The 25,746-nt window shown below is 59.1% G+C and carries 24 protein-coding genes; 7 read left to right on the top strand and 17 right to left on the bottom strand.

The window, feature by feature from the left end; all coding sequences use genetic code 11:
* The first annotated feature begins 59 nt into the window (after positions 1-59).
* Entirely contained in the window at positions 60-1,022 is a 963-nt protein-coding gene (locus KBY08_RS01390; RefSeq protein WP_024643193.1) for an NAD(P)H-quinone oxidoreductase, read from the top strand.
* 19 nt (positions 1,023-1,041) lie between these two features.
* On the opposite strand, the gene KBY08_RS01385 is transcribed toward KBY08_RS01390, so the two are convergent.
* The 6 genes from KBY08_RS01385 to KBY08_RS01360 all read right to left on the bottom strand — a co-directional run bounded on the left by KBY08_RS01385 (position 1,042) and on the right by KBY08_RS01360 (position 6,346).
* Entirely contained in the window at positions 1,042-1,695 is a 654-nt protein-coding gene (locus KBY08_RS01385) for an HAD family hydrolase (protein WP_024643192.1), read from the bottom strand.
* Positions 1,696-1,779: 84 nt separating this feature from the next.
* Positions 1,780-2,769, bottom strand: coding sequence for an ABC transporter ATP-binding protein (locus KBY08_RS01380; RefSeq protein WP_011267122.1), 990 nt, complete (start codon positions 2,767-2,769; stop codon positions 1,780-1,782).
* Between the two features lies 1 nt (position 2,770).
* Positions 2,771-3,568, bottom strand: a complete 798-nt coding sequence (locus KBY08_RS01375) for an ABC transporter permease (protein ID WP_004408565.1) — start codon at positions 3,566-3,568, stop codon at positions 2,771-2,773.
* A complete protein-coding gene (locus tag KBY08_RS01370; protein WP_003421288.1) occupies positions 3,555-4,397 on the bottom strand; it encodes an ABC transporter permease in 843 nt (280 codons plus the stop codon). Before KBY08_RS01370 ends, KBY08_RS01375 begins: the two co-directional genes overlap by 14 nt.
* Entirely contained in the window at positions 4,394-5,200 is an 807-nt protein-coding gene (locus KBY08_RS01365; protein WP_111522020.1) for an alkaline phosphatase family protein, read from the bottom strand. The genes KBY08_RS01370 and KBY08_RS01365 overlap by 4 nt, the downstream gene beginning before the upstream one ends.
* Before the next feature lie 78 nt (positions 5,201-5,278).
* The gene (locus KBY08_RS01360) at positions 5,279-6,346 is read right to left on the bottom strand and encodes an ABC transporter substrate-binding protein (protein WP_011267124.1); all 1,068 of its coding nucleotides are present in this window, start codon (positions 6,344-6,346) and stop codon (positions 5,279-5,281) included.
* A gap of 354 nt (positions 6,347-6,700) precedes the next feature.
* Here KBY08_RS01360 and KBY08_RS01355 point away from each other — a divergent pair, with 354 nt between their 5' ends.
* Together KBY08_RS01355 and KBY08_RS01350 are read left to right on the top strand one after the other, a co-directional pair.
* Positions 6,701-7,420 (top strand): UTRA domain-containing protein, encoded by a 720-nt coding sequence (locus KBY08_RS01355; RefSeq protein ID WP_024639961.1) that lies wholly within the window; start codon positions 6,701-6,703, stop codon positions 7,418-7,420.
* 594 nt (positions 7,421-8,014) lie between these two features.
* Positions 8,015-11,926: a beta strand repeat-containing protein gene (locus KBY08_RS01350; protein WP_371135408.1), complete on the top strand. Its 3,912-nt coding sequence runs from the start codon at positions 8,015-8,017 to the stop codon at positions 11,924-11,926.
* Positions 11,927-12,177: 251 nt separating this feature from the next.
* Here KBY08_RS01350 and KBY08_RS01345 read toward each other — a convergent pair whose 3' ends face one another.
* The 5 genes from KBY08_RS01345 to minC form a co-directional block, all read right to left on the bottom strand.
* Positions 12,178-13,467, bottom strand: coding sequence for a M18 family aminopeptidase (locus tag KBY08_RS01345; RefSeq protein ID WP_003368366.1), 1,290 nt, complete (start codon positions 13,465-13,467; stop codon positions 12,178-12,180).
* 595 nt (positions 13,468-14,062) lie between these two features.
* The gene (locus KBY08_RS01340) at positions 14,063-14,698 is read right to left on the bottom strand and encodes an RluA family pseudouridine synthase (protein ID WP_024642759.1); all 636 of its coding nucleotides are present in this window, start codon (positions 14,696-14,698) and stop codon (positions 14,063-14,065) included.
* Positions 14,699-14,788: 90 nt separating this feature from the next.
* Positions 14,789-15,043: a cell division topological specificity factor MinE gene (minE, locus tag KBY08_RS01335; RefSeq protein ID WP_003317453.1), complete on the bottom strand. Its 255-nt coding sequence runs from the start codon at positions 15,041-15,043 to the stop codon at positions 14,789-14,791.
* Positions 15,043-15,855: a septum site-determining protein MinD gene (gene minD, locus KBY08_RS01330; protein WP_003317454.1), complete on the bottom strand. Its 813-nt coding sequence runs from the start codon at positions 15,853-15,855 to the stop codon at positions 15,043-15,045. The genes minE and minD overlap by 1 nt, the downstream gene beginning before the upstream one ends.
* A gap of 231 nt (positions 15,856-16,086) precedes the next feature.
* Positions 16,087-16,827 carry a septum site-determining protein MinC gene (minC, locus tag KBY08_RS01325; RefSeq protein WP_003368369.1) on the bottom strand — a complete coding sequence of 247 codons (741 nt, stop codon included), beginning with the start codon at positions 16,825-16,827 and terminating at the stop codon, positions 16,087-16,089.
* Positions 16,828-16,947: 120 nt separating this feature from the next.
* Between minC and KBY08_RS01320 the strand changes: the two genes are divergently transcribed.
* Both KBY08_RS01320 and KBY08_RS01315 read left to right on the top strand, forming a co-directional pair.
* Entirely contained in the window at positions 16,948-17,880 is a 933-nt protein-coding gene (locus KBY08_RS01320) for a lipid A biosynthesis lauroyl acyltransferase (protein ID WP_011267129.1), read from the top strand.
* A gap of 32 nt (positions 17,881-17,912) precedes the next feature.
* Positions 17,913-19,097, top strand: coding sequence for a patatin-like phospholipase family protein (locus KBY08_RS01315; protein ID WP_004408362.1), 1,185 nt, complete (start codon positions 17,913-17,915; stop codon positions 19,095-19,097).
* A 41-nt stretch (positions 19,098-19,138) separates the two neighbouring features.
* Here the strand turns inward: KBY08_RS01315 and KBY08_RS01310 are convergent, their stop codons facing one another.
* From KBY08_RS01310 to KBY08_RS01290, 5 genes are read right to left on the bottom strand one after another with little or no spacing between them, the layout of a single operon-like run.
* Positions 19,139-19,375 carry a Rieske (2Fe-2S) protein gene (locus KBY08_RS01310; protein ID WP_004408361.1) on the bottom strand — a complete coding sequence of 79 codons (237 nt, stop codon included), beginning with the start codon at positions 19,373-19,375 and terminating at the stop codon, positions 19,139-19,141.
* On the bottom strand, positions 19,359-20,216 hold the full coding sequence (locus KBY08_RS01305; protein ID WP_011267130.1) for an iron-containing redox enzyme family protein: 858 nt from the start codon (positions 20,214-20,216) through the stop codon (positions 19,359-19,361). Before KBY08_RS01305 ends, KBY08_RS01310 begins: the two co-directional genes overlap by 17 nt.
* Entirely contained in the window at positions 20,216-21,013 is a 798-nt protein-coding gene (locus KBY08_RS01300) for a dihydrodipicolinate synthase family protein (protein WP_011267131.1), read from the bottom strand. The genes KBY08_RS01305 and KBY08_RS01300 overlap by 1 nt, the downstream gene beginning before the upstream one ends.
* Positions 21,003-21,521, bottom strand: a complete 519-nt coding sequence (locus tag KBY08_RS01295) for a DUF6190 family protein (protein WP_004408355.1) — start codon at positions 21,519-21,521, stop codon at positions 21,003-21,005. The genes KBY08_RS01300 and KBY08_RS01295 overlap by 11 nt, the downstream gene beginning before the upstream one ends.
* On the bottom strand, positions 21,514-22,710 hold the full coding sequence (locus tag KBY08_RS01290; protein ID WP_111522019.1) for an aminotransferase class I/II-fold pyridoxal phosphate-dependent enzyme: 1,197 nt from the start codon (positions 22,708-22,710) through the stop codon (positions 21,514-21,516). The genes KBY08_RS01295 and KBY08_RS01290 overlap by 8 nt, the downstream gene beginning before the upstream one ends.
* A 219-nt stretch (positions 22,711-22,929) precedes the next feature.
* On the opposite strand from KBY08_RS01290, the gene KBY08_RS01285 reads away from it, so the two are divergent.
* Positions 22,930-23,610, top strand: coding sequence for an acyl-homoserine-lactone synthase (locus tag KBY08_RS01285; protein WP_011267134.1), 681 nt, complete (start codon positions 22,930-22,932; stop codon positions 23,608-23,610).
* A gap of 1 nt (position 23,611) precedes the next feature.
* Here KBY08_RS01285 and KBY08_RS01280 read toward each other — a convergent pair whose 3' ends face one another.
* The gene (locus tag KBY08_RS01280; RefSeq protein ID WP_011267135.1) at positions 23,612-24,355 is read right to left on the bottom strand and encodes a helix-turn-helix transcriptional regulator; all 744 of its coding nucleotides are present in this window, start codon (positions 24,353-24,355) and stop codon (positions 23,612-23,614) included.
* Positions 24,356-24,642: 287 nt separating this feature from the next.
* Between KBY08_RS01280 and KBY08_RS01275 the strand changes: the two genes are divergently transcribed.
* Positions 24,643-25,746 carry a transketolase-like TK C-terminal-containing protein gene (locus KBY08_RS01275; protein ID WP_004408349.1) on the top strand — a complete coding sequence of 368 codons (1,104 nt, stop codon included), beginning with the start codon at positions 24,643-24,645 and terminating at the stop codon, positions 25,744-25,746.

The raw sequence follows: 25,746 nt of genomic DNA, 5'->3' as shown, positions 1-25,746 counted from the left end.
AATGCAAAAGCCCGGGCAAAACAGCCACGGGCTCAGTCTGGACTCACTATGGAGGCACCGTGAAAGCATTGCAAGGCGTTGAAGGACATGTGGAATGGGTCGAGGAGCCGAGTCCGGCCCTCGATGTGGGGCAGGTACGTATCAAAGTGGCTGCGGCAGGTTTGAATCGTGCCGATCTGTTACAGCGCGAGGGCAAGTATCCGCCGCCGCCCGGAGTCACTCAGACGCTGGGTCTGGAGTGCTCCGGCGTGATCGCCGAAGTCGGTCCGGGTTCGTCCTGGGTGGTTGGAGACCGCGTCTGCGCGCTGTTGGCGGGCGGGGCGATGGCCGAAGAAGTGGTGGTCGATGGGCGACACGTGCTGCCGGTGCCGGAAGGGCTGTCGCTGCATGAGGCGGCAGCCATTCCCGAGGTCTATGCCACGGCGTGGCTGAACCTGTTCGAGCTCGCCGGGCTCAAGCCAGGCGAGAAGGTTTTGTTGCACGCTGGAGCAAGTGGGGTTGGTTCAGCCGGGATTCAGCTTTGCAAGGCGTTTGGTAACCCGGTCTGGGTCAGCGTCGGCTCGGCCGAACGGCTGGCCTATTGCGTCGAACTGGGTGCTCAGGGCGGCGTGGTGCGCAGCGAAAGTCTTGAAGGCCTGAACGATTTTGCACCGTTCAACGTCATCCTCGACCCGGTGGGGGCGAGCTATGCCGAGCTCAATGTAAAACTGCTGGCCCTTGACGGCCGCTGGGTGCTGATCGGCGTCATGAGCGGCCGCGAGGCGAAAGTGGATCTGGCTCATGTGCTGGGCAAGCGTATCCGGTTGATGGGCTCGACCTTGCGCAGCCGCGACGACACGTTCAAGGCCGACCTGCTCAGTGACCTGGGACAGCACGTCTGGCCGCTGTTCACTGAAGGCCGCCTCAAGCCGCAACTGGCGAAATCCTTTGCGATCAAGGATGCCGAAGCGGCGTTCGAAGAGCTGGCGACCAATACGGTGTCCGGCAAGATCGTGCTGGTGATCGACGAAAGCCTGGTCTGACCCGGCGGCGCCTCTGGACTCAGCTCCAGTCGTGCACCGGCCAGCCTGCTTTCTGTGCGTGTTCCAGTAACACGGCATCGGGGTTGACCACGTTAGGGTGGTCAACCTTGAGCAGCAGCGGCAGGTCATTGCGCGAATCCGAATAGAAACTCGCACCCTCGAGATTTTCCCCCTCGGCATCCAGCCACTCCATCAGGCGCGTGATCTTGCCTTCCCGATAAGTCAGCACGCCGACTGTGGCCCCGCTGTAGACGCCATGCTGCACGTCCAGCTCGATACCCAGCACTTCGTCGATGCCGAGGCGTTCGGCGATCGGCTTGACCAGGTGCACGCCCGAAGCCGAGATCACCAGAATCCGGTCACCCTTGGCGCGGTGCTTTGCAATGCACGTGCAGGCGTCGCTGTAGATGATCGGTTCGATGACGTCCTCGACCCACGGGCCGACCAGATGCTCGATTTCTTCGGGGGTACGGCCAGCCATGGGCTCCAGGCTGAAGGCCATGTAGTCTTCCATCGCGAGCTTGCCCTCGCTGTAGGCGGCCATCAGTTCGTCGTTTCGTTGCATGAACGACGTCGAGTCAACCCAGCCCAGGCGACCCATCTGCTCGCTCCAGAGCGTGGCGCAGTCACCACCGATCAGGGTTTCGTCCAGGTCGAAAATTGCCAGGGGCATGTGTGCTTATCCTCAGTGTTGGTTACGTTAGCTTCAAGCTTCAAGCTTCAAGCTTCAAGCGAAAGCGAAAGCTCGGCGGTTGCGTCAGTCAAGCGCGCACAGCGCCGACGGTTCGATGTTCAGTGTTACACGCCTTCCGTCCGGGTGCAGGTCGTCGGCGCTGCGGTTCAGTACGTCGACCACCAGCTTCACGCCACGGGCCTGTACCCGGTAACGGATGACGTTGCCGAGCAGACTGTGACTGCGTATTTCGCCTTCCAGTTCGCCGGTCAGGCTCAATTGGATCGATTCAGGGCGGATCGCCACACGGCTGTTGATCGGGCGCTGCATCAGGCGCGTGGCGTCGTCGGCTTCCAGCAGGTTGTAGTTGCCGATGAAGCCTGCGGCGAATACGTCCACAGGCGCGGTGTAGAGGGTTTCGGCGTCGCCGCTCTGCACGATCCGGCCCTGGTTCATCAGGAAGATACGGTCTGACATGGTCAGTGCTTCTTCCTGGTCGTGGGTCACGAAAATGGTGGTCAGGCCCAGCTCGCGCTGAATGGCACGGATCTGTTCGCGCAGGTTCTTGCGAATCCGCGCATCCAGCGCCGACAGCGGCTCATCGAGCAACAGCAGACGCGGACGAGTGACCAGTGAGCGCGCCAGCGCCACGCGCTGGCATTGCCCGCCGGACAACTGATGCGGGTAACGCGTGGCAAAATCGTGCAGCTCGACCATGCGCAGAATCTCGGCGACGCGCCGTGTACTCTCGTCAGCACTGACTTTCTGAATGCGCAGCCCGAAGGCGACGTTTTGCTCGACGGTCATGTTGGGAAACAGCGCGTAACTCTGGAACACCATGCCGATGTTGCGCTTTTGCGGGGTGAGCGGCACCAGATCGCTGCCATCGAGCAGAATGCGCCCGCTGTTGACCGGGGTCAGCCCGGCGATGCAGCGCAATAACGTGGATTTGCCGCAGCCCGACGGGCCCAGCAAGGTAACGAATTCACCCTTCGCAATGCTGCAGTTGATGTCGCTGAACACTGACGTGCTGGCGTAGCTTTTCTGCAGGTTTTCAATGCTGACAAAACTCATCTCAGTCTTTGTCCTTGTTCAGTCGATTGGCGGCCCAGGTCAGCACCAGCACGAAGAGGAAATAGGAAATCACCAGCGCGCTGTTGAAGTGACCGCTGCTGTTGCGCATGTTGTTGAGGTACACCTGCAGGGTTTCATAGCGCGTGCCGACCAGCAGGTTGGCGAACACGAATTCGCCGAACAGGAACGAGAACGACAGCAGCAGGGCAATCATCAGGCCCTTGCGCAGGTTGGGCAGCACCACCATGAACGCCGCCTGCCAGGTGCTGGCACCGAGCAACCGTGCGGCGTCCATCAGGTCTGTCAGGTTGATGGCCTGCAGGTTGTTGGTGATGGCGCGGTACATGAAGGGCAGGGCGACGGTGAAGTAACAGCCGATCAGAATCCACGGTGTGCCGACCATCGCCATGGGGCCTGAGCCATACAGCTGCAGCAGGCCGACCGAGGAAACCACGGGCGGCACGGCAAACGGCAGCAGGATGAGGATGTTCATCAGCCCGTCGAGGCGCGGAAAGTAGTAATGCACGACGAACAGCAGGGGCAGAATCAGCACCACCGAAAGGATCAGTGCGCCGACGCAGACCAGCAGTGACTGGCCGAACGCCGTCAGAAAGCGTGGGTCGCTCCACAGCGCCACGTACCATTTGAAGGTCAGGCCACTGGGCAGAATGGTCGCCGACCAGCTGGTCGCGATCGAGTACAGGAAGGTGCCGGCCAGCGGCAGCAACAGGATCAGGAACAGCAGGCAGACCACCGTCTTGTGATAAATGCTCGCAGGCCCTCGTTCAACGCGTGACATGGTAGCTCCTTCTCAACAGCCACTGATGGACCACCGTGACCAGGGTCATGAGGCCGACCAGAATCATCGCCAGCGCGCTGGCCATGTTCGGGTCCAGCGTGATATCGCCCGCGACCATCGCCGCGATACGGATGGGCAATACGTTGAAATTGCCGGTGGTCAGCGCGTAGACCGTGGCATACGCGCCGAGCGCATTGGCCAGCAGAATGACGAAGGTGCCGAGCAGCGCCGGGGTCAGCACCGGCAGGCCGATGTAGCGCCAGAACTGATAGCTGCTGGCCCCCAGCAGCGCTGCCGACTCGTTCCAGTCTTCGCGCACGGCATCGAATGCGGGGTAGAGCAGCAGCACGCCGAGGGGGATCTGGAAGTAGGTATAAAGGATGATCAGTCCGGTCTTGGAGTACAGGTTGAAGTCATCAATGATCCCGGTCTGCTTGAGAATCAGTGTGAGCGCGCCGTTGAACCCCAGCAGGATGATGAACGCGAACGCCAGTGGAACGCCGGCAAAATTGCTGGTCATGTTGGCGAATGAATTGACGAAATCGCGCAGCCGCGAATCCACCTTGCGCAGCGAATAGGCACCCAGAACGGAGATGATGATGCCGAACAGGCTCGACCAGAAGCTGATCTCCAGGCTGTACTGAATGGCTTGCCGATAGAACTTCGAGCTGAACGCCCGAGTGAAGTTTTCCCAGCCCCAGCCCGCATCGCTTTGCAGGCTGTGAATCGCGACCCACAGCAGCGGTGCGATCTGAAACACGATGAAAAATACGGCGAAGGGCAGCAGGCACAACAGCCCCAGCCACTTGCCTCGCGAAAAGGTCGTCAATTGAGGATCTCCCGGCAGACCGCTTTGTCGTGGGGCACGCCCAGCAGTTCGCAGACGGTGCCGCACAGATCGGTCTGGCGCGGCGCTGCGTCGACATTCAGGCTGAAGGCATCGCCGATAACGAACAGCGGTACTTCACGCTCTTCCGGCAACAGCCCGTTGTGCGAGCGGTCGTTGTTCATGCCGTGGTCGGCGGTTACCAGCACCTGATACCCCGCATCCAGCCAGCGTTGCAGATAGTCAGCCAGAATGATGTCGGCGCTGCGGGCGCTGTTGCGGTACTGCGCAGTGTCGAGGCCGTGCTTGTGCCCGGCGTCGTCGATGTTCATGGGGTGGATCAGCAGAAAGTTCGGGGCGTGGCTGAGGCGCAGACTTTCGGCGTCGGCGAACAGGTGCGAATCAGGGTAGTGGTCGGCCCAGTAGAACAGCCCGTGCTGGATCGGCAGATCCGCTGCCTCGGTGTGGCGATCGCGTGACGGGTCGAACGGCGTGCGGTTGTACAGCTCGCTGACCCAGTGATAGGCCGCCGCTGCCGTGCTCAGTCCGGCGTCGCGAGCATAGTGAAAGATGCTGCGCTGATTCGACAGGCGCGATACGTTGTTGTGCACGATGCCGCTGTCGATGGGCGCAACGCCGGTCAGCATGCATTCGTAAAGGGGGCGGGAGAGGGCGGGCAGTTCGCATTCGATCTTGTAGAGCGCGGCCCTGCCTGCAGCGTGCCAGGCTTGAAGATGCCCCATCGCATGGCGTGCGACTTCGTAATTGAGGCCGTCCAGCACGATCAGGATGACGTTGTGTTTCATGGGCAACTCGCTTTGAAAGAACGGGCGAGACTGGCTCGCCCGGTGTACACGACTTCATCCCTGAGCCGCAGGAGAGGATCAGTTCATCTCGATGATGACCTGCTCGTTCCACATCTGCGGCAGCGCTTTGGAGGTTTTCTCCCAGGCGTCTGCGTTCTTGATCGGCTTGGCGTTTTTGTACTGGTCTTGCGGCAGCAACTTGGCTTGAACATCTTCAGGCAGTTTGATGTGCTCTACGCGAATCGGGCGCGCATTGCCTTCTGCCAGCCTGATCTGACCCGCGTCGCTGAAGGTGTACTCACGCGCCAGCTTGGCGGCGTTCGGGTGTTTGGCATACTTGTTGATGATGGTGGTGTAGCCGGAAATCACCGAGCCGTCCGACGGGATCAGCACGACGTAATCATCGGGTTTGGTCATCTTGGCTTTGTAGCTCAGGCCATTGAAGTCCCAGACCACACCGACTTCGATTTCGCCTTTCTCGATGGTCTGAATGGTCGGGTTGGCCAGCGACAGACGCTTCTGTTTGGCCAGATCGGTGAACAGTGCCAGGCCCGGCGCGATGTTGCTTTCGTCACCTTTCATGGCGATGGCCGCTGCCAGTACACCGTTGGCAGCCTGAGCCGCAGTGCTCACATCGCCGATGGAAACCTTGTATTTGCCGGTTTTCAGGTCAGCCCAGCTTTTCGGGATATCAGAGCCGTGCAGCAGGTTTTTGTTGACGATGAAGGCAATGGTGCCCGTATAGGCCAGCGCCCAGTGGCCGTCCGTGTCCTTGGCCCAGGTCGGGATCTGCTCCCAGGTGGTTGGCTTGTAAGGCTGGGTGACGCCTTTTGCTGCGGCGATAGGGCCGAATGCTGCGCCTACGTCGCCAATGTCACCGCTGGCGTTGTCTTTCTCCGCTTCGAACTTGGCGATCTCCTGGGCCGAACTCATGTCGGTGTCCATGTGCTTGAGGCCGTATTTGGCTTCCAGGTCTTTCCAGATGCCGCCCCAGTTTGCCCAGTCATCCGGCATGCCGAGGCTGTTGACTGCGCCTTCAGCCTTGGCCGCAGCCTCCAGCGTTTTAAGATCCGTGTCCGCCGCCATGACCAGCGAACTCATTGCCATGGCTGAACCGAGGAGTGATGCCAACAAAAGATGTTTCATTCGGAGCTCCTAGTGCACTTCTTGCAAGAAGTGTTCGTTGCGGATTGTTTGGTCTAGATCAGCAATACCTGAGCCAAGTTAGGCTTTTTGCATGACATTTTCGTGTCGTGTCGCGTAGACAAAAGCGTTTTTCAAGGGCCCTGGCAGTGCCTGGCGCTAAGCGTAGACCATCGCAACGTGCGCGCTGAGCAGGGGGTTCGGGGCTGTTTTCAGCACAGTTGGCATGCACCGTGATTTGTCCTGTAACAGGACAGTCATGTACCCGGCCTAGGCTCACAGCAAGGGAGTCAACGGCGTTGACCGCACTGATGTATGCCTCGTAACAGGGCTGGTCTAGTCCAGACGGATACCGGAATGCGCGAAGATGTACCACGGGCGGTAACAACGATTTGCCATGCGCTGCAGGAGCAGATCGAACACGGTTTGTTGCCGCATGGCAGCAAGTTGCCTGCAGAGCGCAAGCTCAGTGAGGTATTCGCCACCACGCGCATCACCTTGCGTGAAGCGCTTTTGCAACTCGAGTCGCAGGGGCTGATTTACCGCGAAGAGCGGCGTGGCTGGTTCATCTCGCCGCCGCGGCTGGCCTATGACCTGATCAGGCGCAGCCATTTCCACGCAATGGTCTGTGCCCAGGGAAGGGTGCCTCACACCCAGCTTCTTTCTGCACGCCTGCAACCTGCTTCAGCGATGATCTGTGAAATGCTGGAACTGCCGGCGCTTTCGAGCGTGATCCAGATCTGTCGCGCGCGGCGCATCGATCAGCGCCTGGTGCTGTATGTCGAGCACTACCTGAGGCCGGAGTTGTTCCCCGGCATTCTCGAACACGATCTGAACGAATCGCTGACCGCACTCTACGCCCGCTGCTACGACATTCACTGCGGCCGGGTGCGCTTCGACATGGTTCCCACGTCTTTGCACAGCGAAGCATCCGCAGCACTGAAGGTTTCACTGGGTAGTCCGGGCCTGCGCATTGCACGAGTCAATTACGACCGCAAAGACCGGTTGATCGATTGCGATCTCGAATACTGGCGTCATGATGCTATTCATGTGCGCGCTGAGGTGCATGGCGACTGAACGCCTGTATTTAAAACCTGCTTGCCAGGCACGGTCTGCACCGTCGTTAGTTGCCTGTTTTCTATAAGTAAATGCTCATTTCAGTGATCGGAAACTTGCGAGGTGCAGGGCCTGTTTAATAGGCGCTGTGTAACGCATGCGTTTAACTAACAAAAAAAATCAATGAAGATAACGCTGTTGTCTCTTGGGGTGTGGGCGTAGATTAGTTGGTTTTTGTCATCAGGATTTTCAGAGTAATTATTCTAATATTCCATGAAGAATTTACAAAAAAGTTAGTATTAATTAATGTTTTTTAGTGGGGTGTGGTAGGTTTTTTAGTGCGGAAGGATGTGCGCTGTTAGTGGCTGTTTTGTGCACCATCGTTCCACATTGGATTAAGGCTGACATGGCGGTTGTCCTGTAAAGCAATGCTTGATAAGTGCAGCTGCTTTTATTTAAAGGATCTATGAGGATGCTGTAATGAATCTCGACAAGGCGTTGGTGCTGCGTACCTGTGCAAATAACATGGCCGATCATTGCGGCCTTATATGGCCCGCTTCCGGGACGGTTGAATCCAAATACTGGCAGTCAACCAGGCGTCACGAGAATGGTCTGGTGGGTTTACTGTGGGGCGCTGGAACCAGCGCTTTTCTAAGCGTGCATGCCGATGCGCGATGGATTGTCTGTGAAGTCGCCGTTGCAGACATCATCAGTCTGGATGAGCCGGGAATGGTCAAGTTTCCGCGCGCTGAGGTGGTTCATGTCGGCGACAGGATCAGCGCGTCACACTTCATTTCGGCGCGTCAGGCCGACCCTGCATCAACGCCCCCGCCCACGTCAATGACCACGCCCCCGCCCACGCCTGCGGCAGCACATGTCACATTACCTGTGGCGGCAAGTGTCACGTTACCGGTGGCCGAACAGGCCAGTCATGAAGTGTTCGATGTGGCGTTGGTCATCGCAGCGGCCCCCTCAGTAAATACCCTGCCGGTAACGACGCCGCAGAATTTGCAGACCGCCACTTACGGCAGCACGTTGAGTGGCGACAACCACAGTCGGCTCATTGCCGGTTATGGCAGTAACGAGACCGCTGGCAACCACAGTGATCTGATTGCCGGTTATGGAAGTACAGGAACCGCCGGTTCCGACAGCTCGCTGGTCGCAGGCTATGGAAGCACCCAGACTGCCGGAGGGGACAGCGCGCTGACGGCGGGTTACGGCAGCACCCAGACCGCCCGCGAAGGCAGCAACCTGACGGCAGGGTATGGCAGTACGGGAACAGCTGGCTCGGATAGTTCGTTGATCGCCGGTTACGGCAGTACTCAGACTTCCGGAGAAGACAGCTCGCTCACAGCGGGTTACGGCAGCACGCAAACGGCTCAGGAAGGCAGCAACCTGACGGCCGGGTACGGCAGCACCGGCACGGCGGGCTCCGATAGCTCGCTGATCGCCGGTTATGGCAGTACACAGACCTCTGGAGGTGACAGCTCGCTGACGGCGGGTTACGGCAGCACGCAGACGGCCCAGGAAGGCAGTAACCTGACGGCCGGGTACGGCAGCACCGGCACGGCGGGCTCGGATAGTTCGTTGATCGCCGGTTACGGCAGTACTCAGACTTCCGGAGAAGACAGCTCGCTCACGGCGGGTTACGGCAGCACGCAAACGGCTCAGGAAGGCAGCAACCTTACCGCTGGGTACGGCAGCACCGGCACGGCGGGCTCGGATAGCTCGTTGATCGCCGGTTACGGCAGTACCCAGACTTCGGGCGGCGACAGTTCGCTGACCGCGGGCTACGGCAGTACGCAGACGGCTCAGGAAGGCAGCAACCTGACCTCCGGGTACGGCAGCACTGGTACCGCAGGTGCCGACAGCTCGTTGATCGCCGGCTATGGCAGCACGCAGACTTCGGGAAGCGACAGCGCCCTGACCGCCGGCTACGGCAGCACGCAAACGGCTCAGCAGGGCAGCAATCTGACGGCGGGTTATGGCAGTACTGGAACGGCGGGGTCCGACAGCTCGCTGATCGCCGGTTACGGCAGCACGCAAACCTCGGGCAGCGACAGTTCGCTCACGGCGGGTTACGGCAGTACGCAGACGGCCCAAGAGGGCAGCAACCTGACGGCGGGGTACGGCAGCACGGGTACAGCAGGTGTCGACAGCTCTCTGATCGCGGGATACGGCAGCACGCAGACCTCGGGAAGTGACAGTGCGCTGACAGCAGGTTACGGCAGTACGCAGACGGCCCAGGAAGGCAGCAATCTGACGGCGGGCTACGGCAGCACTGGCACGGCTGGTGCCGACAGCTCGTTGATCGCCGGATACGGCAGCACGCAGACCTCGGGAAGTGACAGTGCGCTGACAGCAGGTTACGGCAGTACGCAGACGGCCCAGGAAGGCAGCAACCTGACTGCGGGTTATGGCAGCACGGGTACGGCAGGTGCCGACAGCTCGTTGATCGCCGGATACGGCAGCACGCAGACCTCAGGCAGTGAAAGTTCGCTCACCGCGGGTTACGGCAGTACCCAGACGGCCCGTGAAGGCAGCACGCTGACAGCCGGGTATGGCAGTACGGGAACAGCTGGCGCCGACAGCTCGTTGATCGCCGGTTACGGCAGCACGCAAACCTCTGGCAGTGAAAGCTCGCTCACGGCAGGTTATGGCAGTACCCAGACCGCACAGCAGGGCAGCGTACTTACATCCGGCTATGGCAGTACGCAAACGGCGGGGGCTGCCAGTAACCTCACCACCGGTTATGGAAGTACCGGCACTGCGGGTCATGAAAGCTTCATCATCGCCGGTTACGGGAGTACACAGACAGCGGGCCACAAAAGTATCCTGACCGCGGGCTATGGGAGTACTCAGACTGCCAGGGACGGTAGCGACCTGATTGCGGGCTATGGCAGTACAGGAACCTCAGGCTCAAGCAGTTCGCTGATCGCAGGTTATGGCAGCACCCAGACCGCGAGTTACAAAAGCATGCTGACCGCCGGTTATGGCAGTACTCAGACGGCCAGAGAACACAGTGACCTTGTCGCAGGCTATGGCAGCACGTCAACGGCAGGTTCAAACAGTTCGCTGATCGCCGGATACGGCAGCACCCAGACGGCGGGCTTCAAAAGCATACTGACCGCCGGTTATGGCAGTACCCAGACGGCACAGGAGCGCAGTGACCTGGTCGCAGGTTATGGCAGCACGTCGACTGCGGGCTACTCCAGTTCCTTGATCGCCGGCTATGGCAGCACGCAGACGGCAGGCTACGGGAGCACGTTGACGACCGGTTATGGCAGTACGCAGACCGCGCAGGAAAACAGCTCGCTCACCACCGGTTACGGAAGTACCTCCACTGCGGGCTATTCCAGCTCGCTGATCGCGGGTTACGGCAGTACGCAGACGGCAGGCTACGAGAGCACGTTGACCGCCGGTTACGGCAGTACGCAAACCGCACAGGAGCGCAGTGACCTGGTGACAGGTTATGGAAGTACTTCCACTGCCGGCTATGCGAGTTCGTTGATTGCAGGTTATGGCAGCACGCAGACGGCAGGCTACGAGAGCACCTTGACCGCCGGTTACGGCAGCACGCAAACCGCACAGGAAAACAGCTCGCTCACCACAGGCTACGGGAGCACTTCCACCGCCGGCTTTGCCAGCTCGCTGATCGCCGGTTACGGCAGTACGCAAACGGCCGGCTACAAAAGTACCCTCACGGCCGGCTATGGCAGTACTCAGACCGCAGAGTACGGAAGTTCACTCACTGCGGGCTATGGCAGCACTGCAACGGCCGGGCAGGACAGCTCGTTGATCGCCGGTTATGGCAGCTCCCTGACCAGCGGAATCAGAAGTTTTCTGACGGCAGGCTATGGCAGTACGCTGATCGCCGGACTTCGCAGTGTTTTGATCGCCGGTTATGGCAGTAGCCTTACATCGGGCATTCGCAGCACATTGACTGCGGGTTATGGCAGTAACCAGATTGCAAGTTACGGCAGCTCGTTGATTGCAGGCCATGAAAGCATTCAGGTCGCCGGAAATAAAAGCATGCTGATCGCCGGCAAGGGCAGCTCGCAGACCGCAGGTTTTCGCAGCACGCTGATTGCCGGTGCGGGCAGCGTACAACTGGCGGGTGATCGCAGCCGTTTGATTGCCGGTGCAGACAGTAATCAGACCGCGGGTGACCGCAGCAAACTACTGGCCGGTAATAACAGTTATCTGACCGCCGGCGATAGAAGCAAACTCACCGGCGGGCATGACTGCACCCTGATGGCGGGCGATCAAAGCAGATTGACCGCTGGAAAGAACAGTATCTTGACGGCCGGCGCGCGGAGCAAACTTATTGGCAGTGAAGGCTCGACGCTCTCGGCTGGAGAAGACTCCACGCTGATTTTCAGGCTCTGGGACGGGAAGAGGTACAGGCAACTGGTTGCCAAAACGGGTGAGAACGGTGTTGAAGCCGATATACCGTATTACGTGAACGAAGATGACGATATTGTCGATAAACCCGACGAGGAAGATGACTGGATAGAGGTAGAGTAGCCAGCGATATTCAAGCACTCCACTACTGAATCATCGACAGGGTGTGTCGATGGAGTTCGGGACATGAAGTCCCTTTATAAACGAATGATCTTTTGTTGCGTAAGATATGGCTCAGGATCATGCAGGCAAAAGCAGCTTTTTTATCGTTGTGATTAGAGAGGTTTTATTTTTTTCAATAGCGTTTACCGGGGTCAATACTGACACGCGAGAGCAGCAGGCCGCTCCCGCGTTACCGATGATCGCCTCAGTCGTTATGGCAGCTCGTGGCTGGCATAGAACGCGCTCAATACCTTGACCAGATGCGCCAGGTCATGGCTGCCGGCCAGTTCGCGGATCGAGTGCATGGCGAACGTTGGCAAGCCGATATCTACCGTGCGGATGCCCAGATGGCTGGCAGTGATCGGTCCGATGGTCGAGCCGCAACCCATGTCGCTGCGTACCACAAAGCTCTGCACCGGGACTTCTTCGGCCATGCACAGATGGCGGAAGAAACCGGCGGTTTCGCTGTTGGTGGCGTAACGCTGGTTGCTGTTGACCTTGATCACCGGCCCGGCGTTGAGCTTGGGACCGTGATTGGCATCGTGCTTGTCAGCGTAGTTGGGATGAATGCCGTGGGCGTTGTCGGCTGAGATCAGCAGCGACTTCTGAATCGTGCGCACGTAGTCTTCGCTGCTTGGCAACAGGCGCTGGACGATCTGCTCAAGCATCGCGCCGTCTGCGCCACAGGCAGAAGACGAGCCAACCTCTTCGTGATCGGTGCACACCAGCAGGGCGGTTTCGTCGCTTTCGGTGTTGAGCAGTGCCTGCATCCCGGCGAAACACGACAACAGGTTGTCCAGGCGTGCGCCTGCCAGGAAATCCCCGTTGAGGCCGACCACAGCGGCGCCCTGGGTGTCGTAGAAGCTCAGCTCGTAATCGAGCACCACATCGGCATTGAGCCCGTGTTCGCGGGCCAGTTGGTCGGTCAGCAGCGCACGGAAGTCCGCGCGCTCGTCACCGGCTACCTGCGCCAGGATGGGCGGCAGTTCGTTTTGCGCGTTGATCGCCCAGCCTTCGTTGGCAGTGCGGTTCAGGTGAATGGCCAGATTGGGAATCACGGCGATCGGCAGCTTGAAGTCGATCAGTTGGCTTTCGACCTTGCCGTCGCGACGGAAAGTGACGCGGCCGGCCAGCGACAGATCCCGATCAAACCAGGGGGCCAGCAAGGCGCCGCCGTAGACTTCGACGCCCAACTGCCAAAAACCCTGACGTTGCAGTTCCGGTTGCGGCTTGACCCGCAGGCACGGGCTGTCGGTGTGTGCGCCGACCATGCGGATGCCGCCCGTGAGTGGCGACTGACGGCCCATGCGGAAAGCGACGATGGAGGAGTCGTTACGGGTGACGAAGTAACGACCTCCGGTTTCTACTGCCCACGTATCACGTTCGTCCAGCCGCTGAAAACCTGCGGCTTCAAAGTGTTGCACGAGGGTGGCAGTGGCGTGGAATGGGGTAGGAGAAGCCTTCAGGAAATCAATAAGGCCTTTGTTCAACTCTGCGCGCATAAATAGCTCCAGACAACAATGACGCGAGTTTACCGTATTGGATGATTTGCTGCCTTCGGTTGCGCTCATCGCGCAGCTCTCGTGCCGACGCGCTGTGTGACGCAGAGCGTCACGAACTGCATGCCGACGCGGAGCGTCGGCACGATAATCAAAACCGCAGTCATTGCCGCAAAAGTGCTTCTCAACCACGATGTCACTGACGACGCAGAGTGCGACGTTAGTGACGGCTGAGTCCTGGCGCTGATCCGGGGGTAGCCTGGCAGGACGCCAGGCTAGCCGCACCGCGCCATGGATGGCGCGTTGCGGCGACCCCCGGATCAGTGTCAGGGCGAAGGAACCCGACGAAGTCGGGCCGGAAACAGGAGCGGGGACTTTGCTCACTTTGGTCCCTCAAAGTGAGTCGCCGAGGGGCGAAAAGGTGACCTGAGCCGAACGTCAATCCACCTGATGTCGCAGAACTGCTGTGTGACGCAGAGCGTCACGAACGGCATTACCACGCGGAGCGTGGGAACGATAGTCAACGCCAATCCACCTGACATCGCAGAACCGCTGTGTGACGCGGAGCATCGGGACGATAGTCAGCGCGTCATTCAAATCAGAACGGCGCAGCACACTCGAAGGTCAGTCGCTCGCCAGTCCCGGGATGCGTGAAGCTCAGCATGCTGGCATGCAGACACAGACGTGGATAGGCCGCCAGCGCTTCCGGATGCGCGTACAGACCATCACCCAACAGCGGATGCCCGATCGACAGCATGTGCACACGCAACTGATGCGAGCGGCCAGTAATCGGCGTGAGCTCGACGCGACAATAAGTGTCATGCCGCTCGACAACCTTCCAGAACGTCAGCGCGTGTTTGCCACCCTCGTGGTCCACCACATGCCGGGGCTTGGTAGGCGGGTCGTAGCGCAACGGCAGATCGATGCTGCCGCTGTCCAGGGACGGTTGGCCCCAGCACAGCGCGGTGTAGGCTTTCTCGGTTTCGCGGTCATGAAACTGACGCGACAGTTCGCGATGCGTATCGGCATCGCGGGCCAGCAGAATGATGCCCGAGGTTTCCCAGTCCAGACGATGGACGATACGCGCTTCGGGGTAACCGTTTTCCTGCAGGCGGGTAATCAGGCAATCCTTGTTGTCGTCGGCACGGCCGGGAACGGAAAGCAGCAGGGTAGGCTTATCGATCACCAGAACGGCGGCGTCCTGATGAATGATGCGGATGTTCGACAACGGCATGCAACGGCCTCGAAACGCTAGAAACGCCGACGGCGGCAAGGGCGCAGCTTCCGGAGAAGTGCGCCGATAACGCCGCGAGCGACTGCCTGATCAGCGATCGGGCAGGGTGATATTGAGTTCCAGAATAGAACAGCTGCCCTGGCTTTCCAGAGCGACCTGTACCTGATCAGACTCGATATTGACGTATTTACGGATCACTTCCACCAGCTCTTTCTGCAGCGCAGGAAGGTAGTCCGGGGTACTGCGTTGGCCGCGTTCGTGAGCAACGATGATCTGTAGACGCTCTTTCGCTACCGAGGCCGTGCTTCCTTTTTTGCGGTCACGAAAGAAGTCAAAAATATTCATTAATTACCCCCGAACAGGCGTTCAAAGAATCCTTTCTTATGCACATCCAGAAACCGGTGCTCAAGTGTTTTGCCCAGCAGGCGGTCGACCGCATCGCTGTAGGCCTGACCCGCGTCGCTCTGGTCATCGAGAATGACCGGCACGCCCTGGTTGGAAGCTTTCAGTACAGCCTGGGATTCGGGAATCACGCCGAGCAGGGTAACGGCAAGGATTTCCTTGACGTCTTCCACGCCGAGCATTTCGCCCTTGCTGACGCGCTCAGGGTTGTAGCGGGTCAGCAGCAAGTGTTCCTTGATCGGGTCTTCGCCGCGTTCGGCGCGACGCGATTTGCTGGCCAGCAGGCCCAGCATGCGGTCGGAGTCACGCACCGACGAGACTTCAGGGTTGGTCACGACGATGGCTTCGTCGGCGAAGTACATGGCCAGGTGAGCACCGGTTTCGATGCCGGCCGGCGAATCGCAGACGATGTATTCGAAGGATTCCTTCAGCTCCATGAGGACTTTTTCAACGCCCTCCTTGGTCAGTGCTTCCTTGTCGCGGGTCTGGCTGGCGGCCAGCACGAACAGGCCTTCGATCTTCTTGTCCTTGATCAGCGCCTGTTGCAGGTTGGCTTCACCATTGACCACGTTGACGAAGTCATACACGACACGACGTTCGCAACCCATTATCAGGTCGAGGTTACGCAGACCGACGTCGAAGTCGACGATGACTGTCTTGTGGCCGCGCAGTGCGAGGCCGGTACCGATGGCGGCGCTGGTGGTGGTCTTGCCCACACCACCCTTGCCGGATGTAACAACGAGAATCTTGGCCAAGGTGTATCACCCCTAGAGGAAAAGGACATTGAGTCCCTGAAAGGCATCTCCTGGCGCCGCGCACGCCGAAGCATTCTGGAAGTCCTGGGGTCTGATTCCGGAAAGCTAGCACTAAGCTATTACTTTCGACTCATATACCCGCTGAAAAGCAGTGCTTTTCAGAACTTCCTGCCGCCTTCACGACAATTTCGCGACGAATCAGAGATGCTTTGAAAATTGCGGCAGTATCCGTTAAAGACGAATGATGTTCAACACATCACCTGACAAGCTGATCTGGACCGGCGAACCCCATAACGGGTCCCTGCGCAAGTCCTCGGACACCTTGTATTGTCCGGCAATCGAAATCAGCTCGGCGCTCAACTGCTGACAGAAGATGCGTGCCTTGGTATCGCCCTTTATTCCCGCCAGTGCCCTGCCACGCATCGGGCCGTAGACATGGATGTTTCCATCGGCGAGAAGTTCCGCACCAGGACTGACCGGCGCGACTACCACCAGGTCGCCGCCCTGAGCGTAGATCTGCTGCCCGCCGCGTACCGGAGCGGTTATCACGCGGGTCGGCTTGATCAGTGGCTCGGGTGGTTTTTCCGGTATTTTTTTCGGTGCTTCGGCCTCGACCGGGTCGATCACGCGTTCACGTGCGCCGGACGGCGGCAGGACCGGGAGGTCGACGGCAATCGCCGCAGCAATGTCTTCGATGCGGTTGGCGCGGATCGCCAGGGTGCGCAGGCCATGCTGGCGACAGATGCGCACCAGACCCGGGAGATCCACCGGCCCCTCGTTCGGTGCGAGTTTGTCCAGAGCCAGGATCAACGGCGTATTGCTGAAGAAGTTGGGGGCTTGTGCCACCTTGGCGGCCAACTGCCTGTCGAGCGCTTCAAGGTTGGTTCGGGCCAGCTCCATCACGGTGATGGCGAGCATGCTGCCCTTGAGCTGAAATACAGGTTCCGGGTTTTGCGATTCAATCTGGCTCATGGTTGATATACACAACAGCTTGTCGCTAAAAGTGCCGAGACTTATAGCGAGAACGCCCGCGAGCCGCAAGCGGCCAGAACCGTTGTAGAATGCGCGGCCTTTGTTCTGACGGAAGCCCAAATGGATCGCCCGCGTCTTAAAGCCAGTTTCCTTCACCCCCGTTTCTGGCCGCTATGGCTGGGGCTGGGGCTCTTGTGGCTGATTGTTCAATTGCCATTTTGTGTTCTGCTGGTCATCGGTCGGGCACTGGGCGCCATCATGTACCGTGTGGCCACTGATCGAAAAAAAATCGCGTCGCGCAATCTGGAGCTGTGCTTCCCGCATTTGTCCGCGGCCGAGCGCAAGCGTCTGCTCAAGGAAAACTTCGCCTCCACCGGGATTGCCTTTTTCGAGATGGCGATGAGCTGGTGGTGGTCGAAAAAACGTCTGGCCAGGCTTGCCCACGTCGAAGGGCTCGAGCATTTGCAGAATGCCCAGGAAAAAGGCGAGGGCGTGATTCTGATGGCGCTGCATTTCACCACGCTGGAAATCGGCGCGGCGCTGCTGGGCCAGCAGCACACCATCGACGGCATGTATCGCGAACACAAGAGCCCGTTGTTCGACTTCGTCCAGCGTCGCGGGCGCGAGCGCCATAACCTGGATTCGCTGGCTGTCGAGCGAGACGACGTGCGCGGCATGCTCAAGTTACTGCGTGCCGGCCGGGCGATCTGGTATGCGCCGGATCAGGACTATGGCGCCAAGCAGAGTATTTTTGTGCCGCTGTTCGGCATTCAGGCCGCGACGGTGACCGCCACCAGCAAGTTCGCCCGTCTGGGCCGTGCGCAGGTTGTGCCCTTCACTCAGCGGCGTCTGGCAGACGGCAGTGGTTACCGGCTGGTGATCCATCCGCCGCTGGATAACTTTCCGGGGGAAAGCGACGAAGCCGATTGCCTGCGCATCAACCAATGGGTGGAAAAGGCCGTCACTGAATGCCCGGAACAATATCTTTGGGCCCATCGACGCTTCAAAAGTCGACCGCCAGGTGAACCGAAGCTATACAACAAGCATAAATAAAACGCGTCTTCGATCACCGAGGTCAGTTGTAGATGCCAGATCCTGCTGTTGCGATCAATGCTGTGAGGAGTCCGGTCGAACCGGTAACCGGGCTCATTCTTTCAGGTGGTGGTGCACGTGCCGCCTATCAGGTCGGGGTGCTTGCAGGCATTGCCGACCTGTTGCCTGCCGGGGCGCCCAACCCTTTTCCGGTCATTGTCGGCACGTCGGCAGGGGCGATCAATGCAGTGAAACTGGCCAGCGGTGCGCTGCACTTTCGCATTGCCATTCACCAATTGACCGAGTTCTGGCAGTCATTTCGCAGTCATCAGGTTTTACGCAGCGACTGGTCGGGTGTGATCCACCAGGCCAGCCGGTTTTTTGGCCGCAGCCTGATGGGCTTCGGACGAAACATTCCCGTTGCCTTGCTCAACAGCTCACCGCTGCGTGAACTGCTCAACGAGCGGCTGGACCTTTCCGGGATCGAAGCGGCGATCAATGCTCACCACCTGCGCGCGGTGGCGGTGACAGCCTTTGGCTACGAGTCGGGGCAAGCGGTCACGTTCTATCAAGGGCGGGGCACCATCGAGCCGTGGTTACGTCATCGGCGTATCGGTCGTCCGACGCAACTCACCGTGGATCACCTGCTTGCCAGCTCGGCTATCCCGTTGCTGTTCGCTCCAGTGATGCTCGATAAGGAATACTTTGGTGACGGAGCCGTGCGTCAATCTGCACCGATCAGCCCGGCGCTGCATCTAGGGGCCAATCGGGTGCTGGTCGTGGGTGTCAGCGGCAATCCGCGCGGGCTTAAAAGCGAACGACCCGCACCACGTCCACCGAACGGCATGCAGCCGAGTCTGGCGCAGATCAGCGGGCACATGCTCAACAGCACCTTTATTGATAACCTGGAAAGCGATATCGAATTGCTTGAACGACTGAACACGGCCAGCGCGTTGCTGCCCGATGAGCAGATCAGGCAGCCGGGCATGGAGCCGGTGGAAGTGCTGGTGATTTCGCCGAGCCGTCCGCTGGATGAAATCGCGGCCCGCCACCGCCGTGAACTGCCCCCCGCACTGCGCACGTTCCTGCGCGGGCCGGGCGCGACCAGGAGCAGCGGTGCCAGTGTGCTGAGCTATCTGCTGTTCGAGTCAGGTTATTGCAGCGAATTGATCGAGCTGGGGCGTCACGATGCGATTGCTCAGGGTGCCGAACTGAAGCGCTTTTTGCGTCTGACCTGACGTCGCCACGGCAGGAGCGAGCCCTGCCGTGGAGCGCGCTGTTATCTCACTCGGCGTACCTGCAACTGACCGCACGGCGGACCGCTCAGTTGCTCCCCGGTTTCGAGGCTGAACACCGAAAAGTGCAGGGGACAGGTGATGGACCGGCGTTTCTCGTTGACCACTCCATGCTCCAGCCATCCTTCACGATGCGGGCAACTGCTCGGTATCAGGTATTGCTCCTGGCCAATGTGTACGGTGAACGTGTCGGGACGACGAAACTCAGCAGGCTCGTTCAAGGCTGACCTCCTTGTTGAAATGCTTGAGCCGACGGGCTTTTTCTACCGCCAGGTCGAACGCCAGGTTGGTGATCTCGCGTCCCATGCAGATGCCGCGCCAGGCTTTTACCGGATCCAGATCCCCGCTGACGTCCATGGCCTTGAGCAGGCGCTGGCCCTCGATGGCGTGGAAAACGTCGATATGAACGTGTTCTGAATAGTAGGTATGAGCCTTGATCTGCAAGCGCTCGCAAAGCTGCGTGTAGCACTCGAAAAAGAACGGCACCACGGTCTCGAAGTAGGTGATGACGCCGGCAAACCATGACGCATCGTCCGCCCGCATCGCCAGCCAGCAGAACATATTGGGAAAGGTGAAACCGGCGCTGGAGTTGGCGTCTACGTAAAACTGCAGGTCCAGCGGCATTTCCAGTTCGCGCAACAGGTCCTGATAGAGCGTGGTATGCGAGCGTTTGAGGTTCCCCGAGCCGAACTCGTCGATCATCATGCGCAGCATGGGCATCTGTGCGGGAAGGCTGAGCCTGGGCATCAGGTGATAGAACACCTGTGCTTCGGTCAGGCCATCCAGTGCAAACTCCTGAACCAGAATCCGGAATTCGTCGAGGGTCATGTCGTTGGCGACATACTGTGCGCTGGGCGGTACTTCGCTGCTCTCCTGTTCGACCAGCTCGGCCAGCATTCTGCGCAGACCGGCAAGGTCATCAGGCGCATCTGCCGTCATGCTGCGTTCGATGGCATCCTCGATCCAGTGTTGCTCGAACGCCAGAATCGCCTGTGGCATGGGCACCCGCTTTTCGATAAGCGCACGGTTGGCCAGAAACAGTTGCTTGTGCAGGTCTTCCATCAGGCAGCCTCCTCGGTGACGACACGCTCGCTGTTGATCACGCCCCTGGCTCTGAGCTCGCGCTTGATATGCGCGTACCAGTCCGGGGCATTGAGCAGATAACGCTGGTTAAGCGTGGCGACTTGCTGGCTGAGTGCCGGCTGCTGCCGGGCAGCCGCTGTCCGGCACAGCAGCGGTTCCAGATTGGCCAGGGAAACCACATTGCCGTCGGACTCCAGGTCTCCGGCCAGCTGCATTTCCCAGCCGATGAAGTAGTCGACGCCCTCCTGTCGAATGGCATCTACCTGAGCCTGCGGGCGCGACAGCGAGGGCGAGTCCTTCAGGCCAATGACTCTGGGTAACTGCGCGATGGCCTTGAGGGTGGCGAAGGACTTTTCGTTGCCCGACAGGGCGGCCTCGTTGTACATGAAGATATCCATGTGCGTCGCGTCATGAATGGTCTGGTAATGCTCGATGATCGCCTGCTGGCTGATACCGGGCGTCAAGGGTGAGGTAAACATCACTGCTTGAGCACCGGCATCCTGAGCCAGGAGGGCAAAGTCCAGCACCTCCTGCGTCGAATGGCGTTCGATCCCGGCGATGACGCTGCGCTCGCCCGCGTGCCTGAGGGTCAGCGTCAGCATCTGCAGCCATTGCTGACGCGACAGCCGCCAGCCCTCTCCGGAGGTCAGGCATGGAATGTAGCCATCGACATGGGGCGCGAGGCTACCCAAAAGGCGTTCGAGGCTGGCTTCGCAGACTTGCTCCTGCGCGTTCAGAGGCGTTATCAGGGGGACCAGAATGCTTTTACCAGACATGTTGAAAGTCCTCGTTGCTGATCACCATGGCGCAGGACTGGTCATAGAGACGCTGGAGCATCTTCGGGAACGTCTGCCGTCGAATGGTGCTTTCGAATGGTTGAAGGAAAGGCTGCAGCACTTGCAGGCGCAGCAACTCCGGATCGTGGGTATAAAACGGGATTTCCTGCTCCAGCACTTGAGCAGCCAGCAGTTTCTTGTCGGCCGGCAGACCTCTGAACAGCGTTTCACCTGCTGCGCGCTGGAGCACCTGTTCGCTATAGCCCTCACGCTGTATTGCCATGTCGGTGTGCAAGACATCCATGAACGGGTAATAGGCGTCCTGCAGGGCACGGCCTTTCTTCCAGATGATGGCGTCGCAAATGCCTATCTGGGCGAAATTCATCTGCACGCTGCTCTCGTAGAACCGGGAGAAGAACTCCAGGGATTTGTCACGCACGCCGGGATCGGCATGGTGCATGCCCATGAAAACTGTGGCATCGATCATCGGCAGGTCGAAGTCAGACATGGAGGTTCTCCAGTGCCTGCGCAATTGCCTGAACGGCGGCCTCGAATTCGTCCGGCTTGCGTGCCAGTGCCAGGCGTATGTAGCGCTGGCCTTTTTCCGGCTGGCTCCAGTAGAAATACTTGCCCGGTAGTACGTAGACGTCCGATTGCAGCAGATAAGCCTGCAAGTCATCGGCGTTCACGCCGGCGGGTAGAATCTCGAACCAGGCCACGCTGGTATCGATCATCGGTTGCACATACTTCAAGACCTTGCCCTCAAGGCAGGCACGCGCCTTGCTGCGGTTGAGTTCCAGCACCGAGCGCACGGAGTCGAAGTCATCGTCGTTGCTGTCCTCGATGTAGCGGGTCACGACGTTGAGGATGAACGGTGAGACATTCAGCAGGACGCTGGTGACAATGCTGTAGATATCGGCGTTGATGTCGCGGCTGGCCATGAGCGTGGCGCATTTGGTGTCCTGCAGGGGCCAGGTCTTGCCCGTATCTTCCATGACCAGGTATTGAGTGCCGATGTCGTCGAGAATCGCGTAGGCATCCACGCGCTGCTTGCCGGCGGCTTTGAAGAACGAGGCGAAACAGAAATCGAGGATCAGCAGCTTGTTGTAATCCCGGCAGTAGCGGGCCACTTCGACAAACGTGTCCGGCCCCTCGGCAAACAGGCTGGAACCTGTCGGGTTGTTGGGATCGACCAGAAAGATTGCGTCCAGTCCGATGGCGGCCTTCTGTAACTTTGCGTACACCTCGGTCGATGACCTGAACAGGCTTTCATCCAGTGCCGACATGGGCACTTCCATGTGTTTCAACAGGTCATGCAGGTTGTCGAAACAGGGCTCGATCAGCCCGACGCTCATGTTCTTTTTGCGCAAGTAGGTCGCAGTGATATGCATGGCGATGGACGCGGCGTAGACGAGATAGATTTCGTCGTGGCGTTTCAACGCATGATGCTGGCCGTGGAAGGTGAAGAAGGCCTGAATGAACGTCTGTTCACTCTGATACTGCGTCTGGTTCTGTGCCCGATACCACAGCTCGGGCAGGCTGGCGACGATCATGCGCTGGGTCTCGCTCTGATCCTGGTGCGTGTGGGCATCGGCCAGATTGAAGCGGGTCTTGAGGGCAGAAATTTCGTGTTGGGTAATATCGTCCAGAACAGGAACTGCGTTCAAGGTGTCGATACCGGCATACAGACTATTCATACCATTATCCCTGTGGCGTCATTATTGTTTGGGAAGCCGCCGTCCTGGATATCCAGAACGCCGGAGCAGATTTCCTTATTTTCGGCGCCAATAACACTGTACCTAAGTGCAAACAGCAGGGCGTTAGTGTTTCAGCGTGTTGACCTGTTCTTAAGTACAGTAGATTTGCCTATTTAAATAAGTAATGCTTCACGCTGGTGACGCCGGGTGGGTTTTAGAATGTCGAGCGGGTTTGAATTTCAGGTAGCCAGTTACAGCAAAGTGCCCGTCACGTTGCTGGAAACGCTGTATGCCCTGCGCAAGAAGATCTTTTCGGATCGGCTTGAATGGAAGGTTCGCGTCAGTCAGGCGTTCGAGTTCGATGACTATGACAGTGCCGCTGCGACTTACCTGATAGGCAGCTGGAACGGGGTTCCGCTGGCCGGGCTCAGGCTGATCAACACCTGTGATCCGTACATGCTGGATGGACCGTTTCGCAGTTTTTTCGACTATCCGGCGCCCAGAAATGCTGGCATGGCGGAGTCGAGCCGGTTCTTTGTCGACACGGAACGTGCACGGTCGCTGGGTATTCTGCACGCGCCACTGACCGAAATGCTGCTGTTCTCGATGCACAATCACGCTGCCTCGGCTGGTCTGGAGTCCATCATCACGGTGGTCAGCAAGGCGATGGCGCGGATCGTGCGCAAGTCCGGGTGGGAGCACCGTGTTCTGGCAACGGGGGAGGCTTCACCAGGCGAGACGGTATTGTTGCTGGATATGCCTGTGAACGCCGACAACCATCAACGGCTGCTCGGCAGCATTGCCCTCAGGCAGCCCGTCACGGATGACCTGTTGCGCTGGCCAATACCGCTCGATGCATCAGCATCCTTGCAGCGAGCACGCATGGACAGCGCAGCCTGAGTCAGACCATGCCCATATTAATGGCTTTGTACACGGCCTGTTTGGCAGTGCGCACTTCGAGTTTGCTGGAAACGTTGGACATGTGAAATTTCACGGTGCGTTCCGAAATGGAAAATATCTCGGCGATTTCGCTGTAGGCCTTGCCCATGGCTACCCATTTCAGCACGCCTATTTCGCGGCTGGACAATTTGCATCGGGTGGGCTGCGGGAAGAGTTCGTGGGGCGCCTGTGTCTTGGTCAAACGGTCATGAAAGCGGATGAGGCTCATCTGGATATCAGCGGCCTTGTCGCGGATTCGCTGATCGAAGTCAGTCTGTTGCCTGGCATTGCAAAGACTCAGAGCGGCAAAAAGCCCGCTTGCATCGTGCAGGGTGAAAGTGGCCCCGGAGGACAGCTGGTATTTGGCCGAGCGCTTCAGGAAGTCATCGGTCTCGACGCCCTGAATGGCATGCCGGGCCTCTCTCCAGAAAAATGGCGTAATGCTATGCCAGGCATGTTTGATGATGGGATCGATAAGGTGATAGTTGGAGGCAATATACGACTTCAGCCAGGAATCAGGATAGTTGGACAGGATGACCGGTTTGACAGTGCGTGTCTTTGGGCTGGAAAAGTAGGCATAGGTGAAATCGCCAATACGATGCAGATCGTTTTCGAAGTCTTCAATCAATTGACGCAGCGGAGCAGGGGCTGCGTTGATCTTGAGGGGCGGGCAGTCAAGTTGGGTGTGCACGGTACGAACCTCCATGTAATACCTTGTCTATTGTTTGTTTGCGGCCTGGCCGTCTTCATTATCCTCATTTGTATTTTCCGCAGTACATGAAAACATGGACTGCGTGTGTCTTTTGTCTTTGAACAAGGGCTTAGCCGTTGAAAATAATACGCTCATCGACCTGCCGAGTTGCGAGCGCACGCATGTTCGGGGACTGGCCATCGCGCTGCGATGAGGCGTGTCAGTGATTTTTATTGCGATTGCAATCATATTCTTGGTTCCATCAAGGTGCAAGGATGCTTGTCCGACAGCAAGGAGTAGTGATGAACAGCGCAAACAGTCATTCGTTGGCACCCCAGACCCGGTTCGCGGCGTTGGCCTGCATGGACAAGATTCAGGCGGTCACGGGGCTTGCGCTGCGTGGGTGTTGTTCACCCCTGTTCGCGATGGCCGATATCGTCGAGCGTCTGACCAGAGATCCGTCCACCTCGCGGCGGATATCGGTGGTACGGGCCAGCAAACACATGTCACGCGGACAGGAAGGCATGCTCGCCAGCGCCTGGCCGCTGAGATTTGCTGCGCAGGCTGGCGCGGTGGAGTTGCCGCTGATTTACATGATCAGCAGCGAAACCTCCGCCGAGTTGAGCGCGCTCGCATCGGAGTCGTTCCAGCGGGGCATCTTCTGCAACGATATCGAGACGCTGCCGTCACGCTGGCCCAAGGGTGCCCATCCCTGGTTACCGCTGTGGCTGCTGTCGAACCGCAAATGCCAGCCGTTTGACCCTGCGGATGCTGCCGAAGCGCGGGCGATCACACTGCACGCCCTGCACAGTCTGTATGTCGAAGGCCGGAGCGGCTTCTATTACATGGCCTTGCACGACGAGTCCAATGAGGAAGTCAGTGAACTGAGCGATGCTCAGGCTGTGGCGGCCGTACAGGGCATGTACCGGATTGGCGACGCCGTTTGCGGTCATGAAGGCCGTCGCGTACGCCTTCTGGGGGCGGGTCTGGCGCTGCGCTCGGTACGCCAGGCTGCCCGCCTGCTCCGTGAACACTGGGACGTCGATTGCGAAATCTGGAGCTGCCCCAGCTATACCCGAGTGGCCCGCGATGCCGCAGCCGCACGACGCTGGAATCGTTTCCATTCTGCACAACCCGCACGATCCTGGCACCTGCGCGATTGCCTGGGCGAGGGGCAGGACGCGGTGGTAGCCGTCACCGGCTACCCGCAGGCCGTGGTTGAACAGCTGCGTGAGCATGTCCCGGGGCGGTTCGTCGGGCTGGGTGCCGATTCCGCGGCCCCGCAGGGTACGCCTGCAACCCGTCCGGAGTGGATCGTCGTACAGGCCCTGACTGCGCTTGCGGAAGGCGGGCAACTGGGCTACGAGCCGCTGAAACTCGCCTTGCGACGCTATCAGCTGGTCTGA

It is taken from the genome of Pseudomonas sp. P135 (assembly GCF_020312125.1).
GTDB classification, from domain to species: Bacteria; Pseudomonadota; Gammaproteobacteria; order Pseudomonadales; family Pseudomonadaceae; genus Aquipseudomonas; species Aquipseudomonas fragariae.
This window is presented reverse-complemented; position numbering and strand designations above follow the sequence as displayed.

What these genes read in the sequence shown, in the direction of transcription:
- KBY08_RS01380 (WP_011267122.1), bottom strand. Translation starts at nt 2,769, where the DNA reads ATGAGTTTTGTCAGCATTGAAAACCTGCAGAAAAGCTACGCCAGCACG.
- KBY08_RS01280 (WP_011267135.1), bottom strand. Translation starts at nt 24,355, where the DNA reads ATGGAGGTTCGTACCGTGCACACCCAACTTGACTGCCCGCCCCTCAAG.
- KBY08_RS01375 (WP_004408565.1), bottom strand. Translation starts at nt 3,568, where the DNA reads ATGTCACGCGTTGAACGAGGGCCTGCGAGCATTTATCACAAGACGGTG.
- KBY08_RS01275 (WP_004408349.1), top strand. Translation starts at nt 24,643, where the DNA reads ATGAACAGCGCAAACAGTCATTCGTTGGCACCCCAGACCCGGTTCGCG.
- KBY08_RS01315 (WP_004408362.1), top strand. Translation starts at nt 17,913, where the DNA reads ATGCCAGATCCTGCTGTTGCGATCAATGCTGTGAGGAGTCCGGTCGAA.
- KBY08_RS01285 (WP_011267134.1), top strand. Translation starts at nt 22,930, where the DNA reads ATGTCGAGCGGGTTTGAATTTCAGGTAGCCAGTTACAGCAAAGTGCCC.
- KBY08_RS01355 (WP_024639961.1), top strand. Translation starts at nt 6,701, where the DNA reads ATGCGCGAAGATGTACCACGGGCGGTAACAACGATTTGCCATGCGCTG.
- KBY08_RS01290 (WP_111522019.1), bottom strand. Translation starts at nt 22,710, where the DNA reads ATGAATAGTCTGTATGCCGGTATCGACACCTTGAACGCAGTTCCTGTT.
- KBY08_RS01305 (WP_011267130.1), bottom strand. Translation starts at nt 20,216, where the DNA reads ATGGAAGACCTGCACAAGCAACTGTTTCTGGCCAACCGTGCGCTTATC.
- minE (WP_003317453.1), bottom strand. Translation starts at nt 15,043, where the DNA reads ATGAATATTTTTGACTTCTTTCGTGACCGCAAAAAAGGAAGCACGGCC.
- KBY08_RS01345 (WP_003368366.1), bottom strand. Translation starts at nt 13,467, where the DNA reads ATGCGCGCAGAGTTGAACAAAGGCCTTATTGATTTCCTGAAGGCTTCT.
- KBY08_RS01300 (WP_011267131.1), bottom strand. Translation starts at nt 21,013, where the DNA reads ATGTCTGGTAAAAGCATTCTGGTCCCCCTGATAACGCCTCTGAACGCG.
- KBY08_RS01385 (WP_024643192.1), bottom strand. Translation starts at nt 1,695, where the DNA reads ATGCCCCTGGCAATTTTCGACCTGGACGAAACCCTGATCGGTGGTGAC.
- minC (WP_003368369.1), bottom strand. Translation starts at nt 16,827, where the DNA reads ATGAGCCAGATTGAATCGCAAAACCCGGAACCTGTATTTCAGCTCAAG.
- KBY08_RS01365 (WP_111522020.1), bottom strand. Translation starts at nt 5,200, where the DNA reads ATGAAACACAACGTCATCCTGATCGTGCTGGACGGCCTCAATTACGAA.
- KBY08_RS01360 (WP_011267124.1), bottom strand. Translation starts at nt 6,346, where the DNA reads ATGAAACATCTTTTGTTGGCATCACTCCTCGGTTCAGCCATGGCAATG.
- KBY08_RS01320 (WP_011267129.1), top strand. Translation starts at nt 16,948, where the DNA reads ATGGATCGCCCGCGTCTTAAAGCCAGTTTCCTTCACCCCCGTTTCTGG.
- KBY08_RS01340 (WP_024642759.1), bottom strand. Translation starts at nt 14,698, where the DNA reads ATGCCGTTGTCGAACATCCGCATCATTCATCAGGACGCCGCCGTTCTG.
- KBY08_RS01295 (WP_004408355.1), bottom strand. Translation starts at nt 21,521, where the DNA reads ATGTCTGACTTCGACCTGCCGATGATCGATGCCACAGTTTTCATGGGC.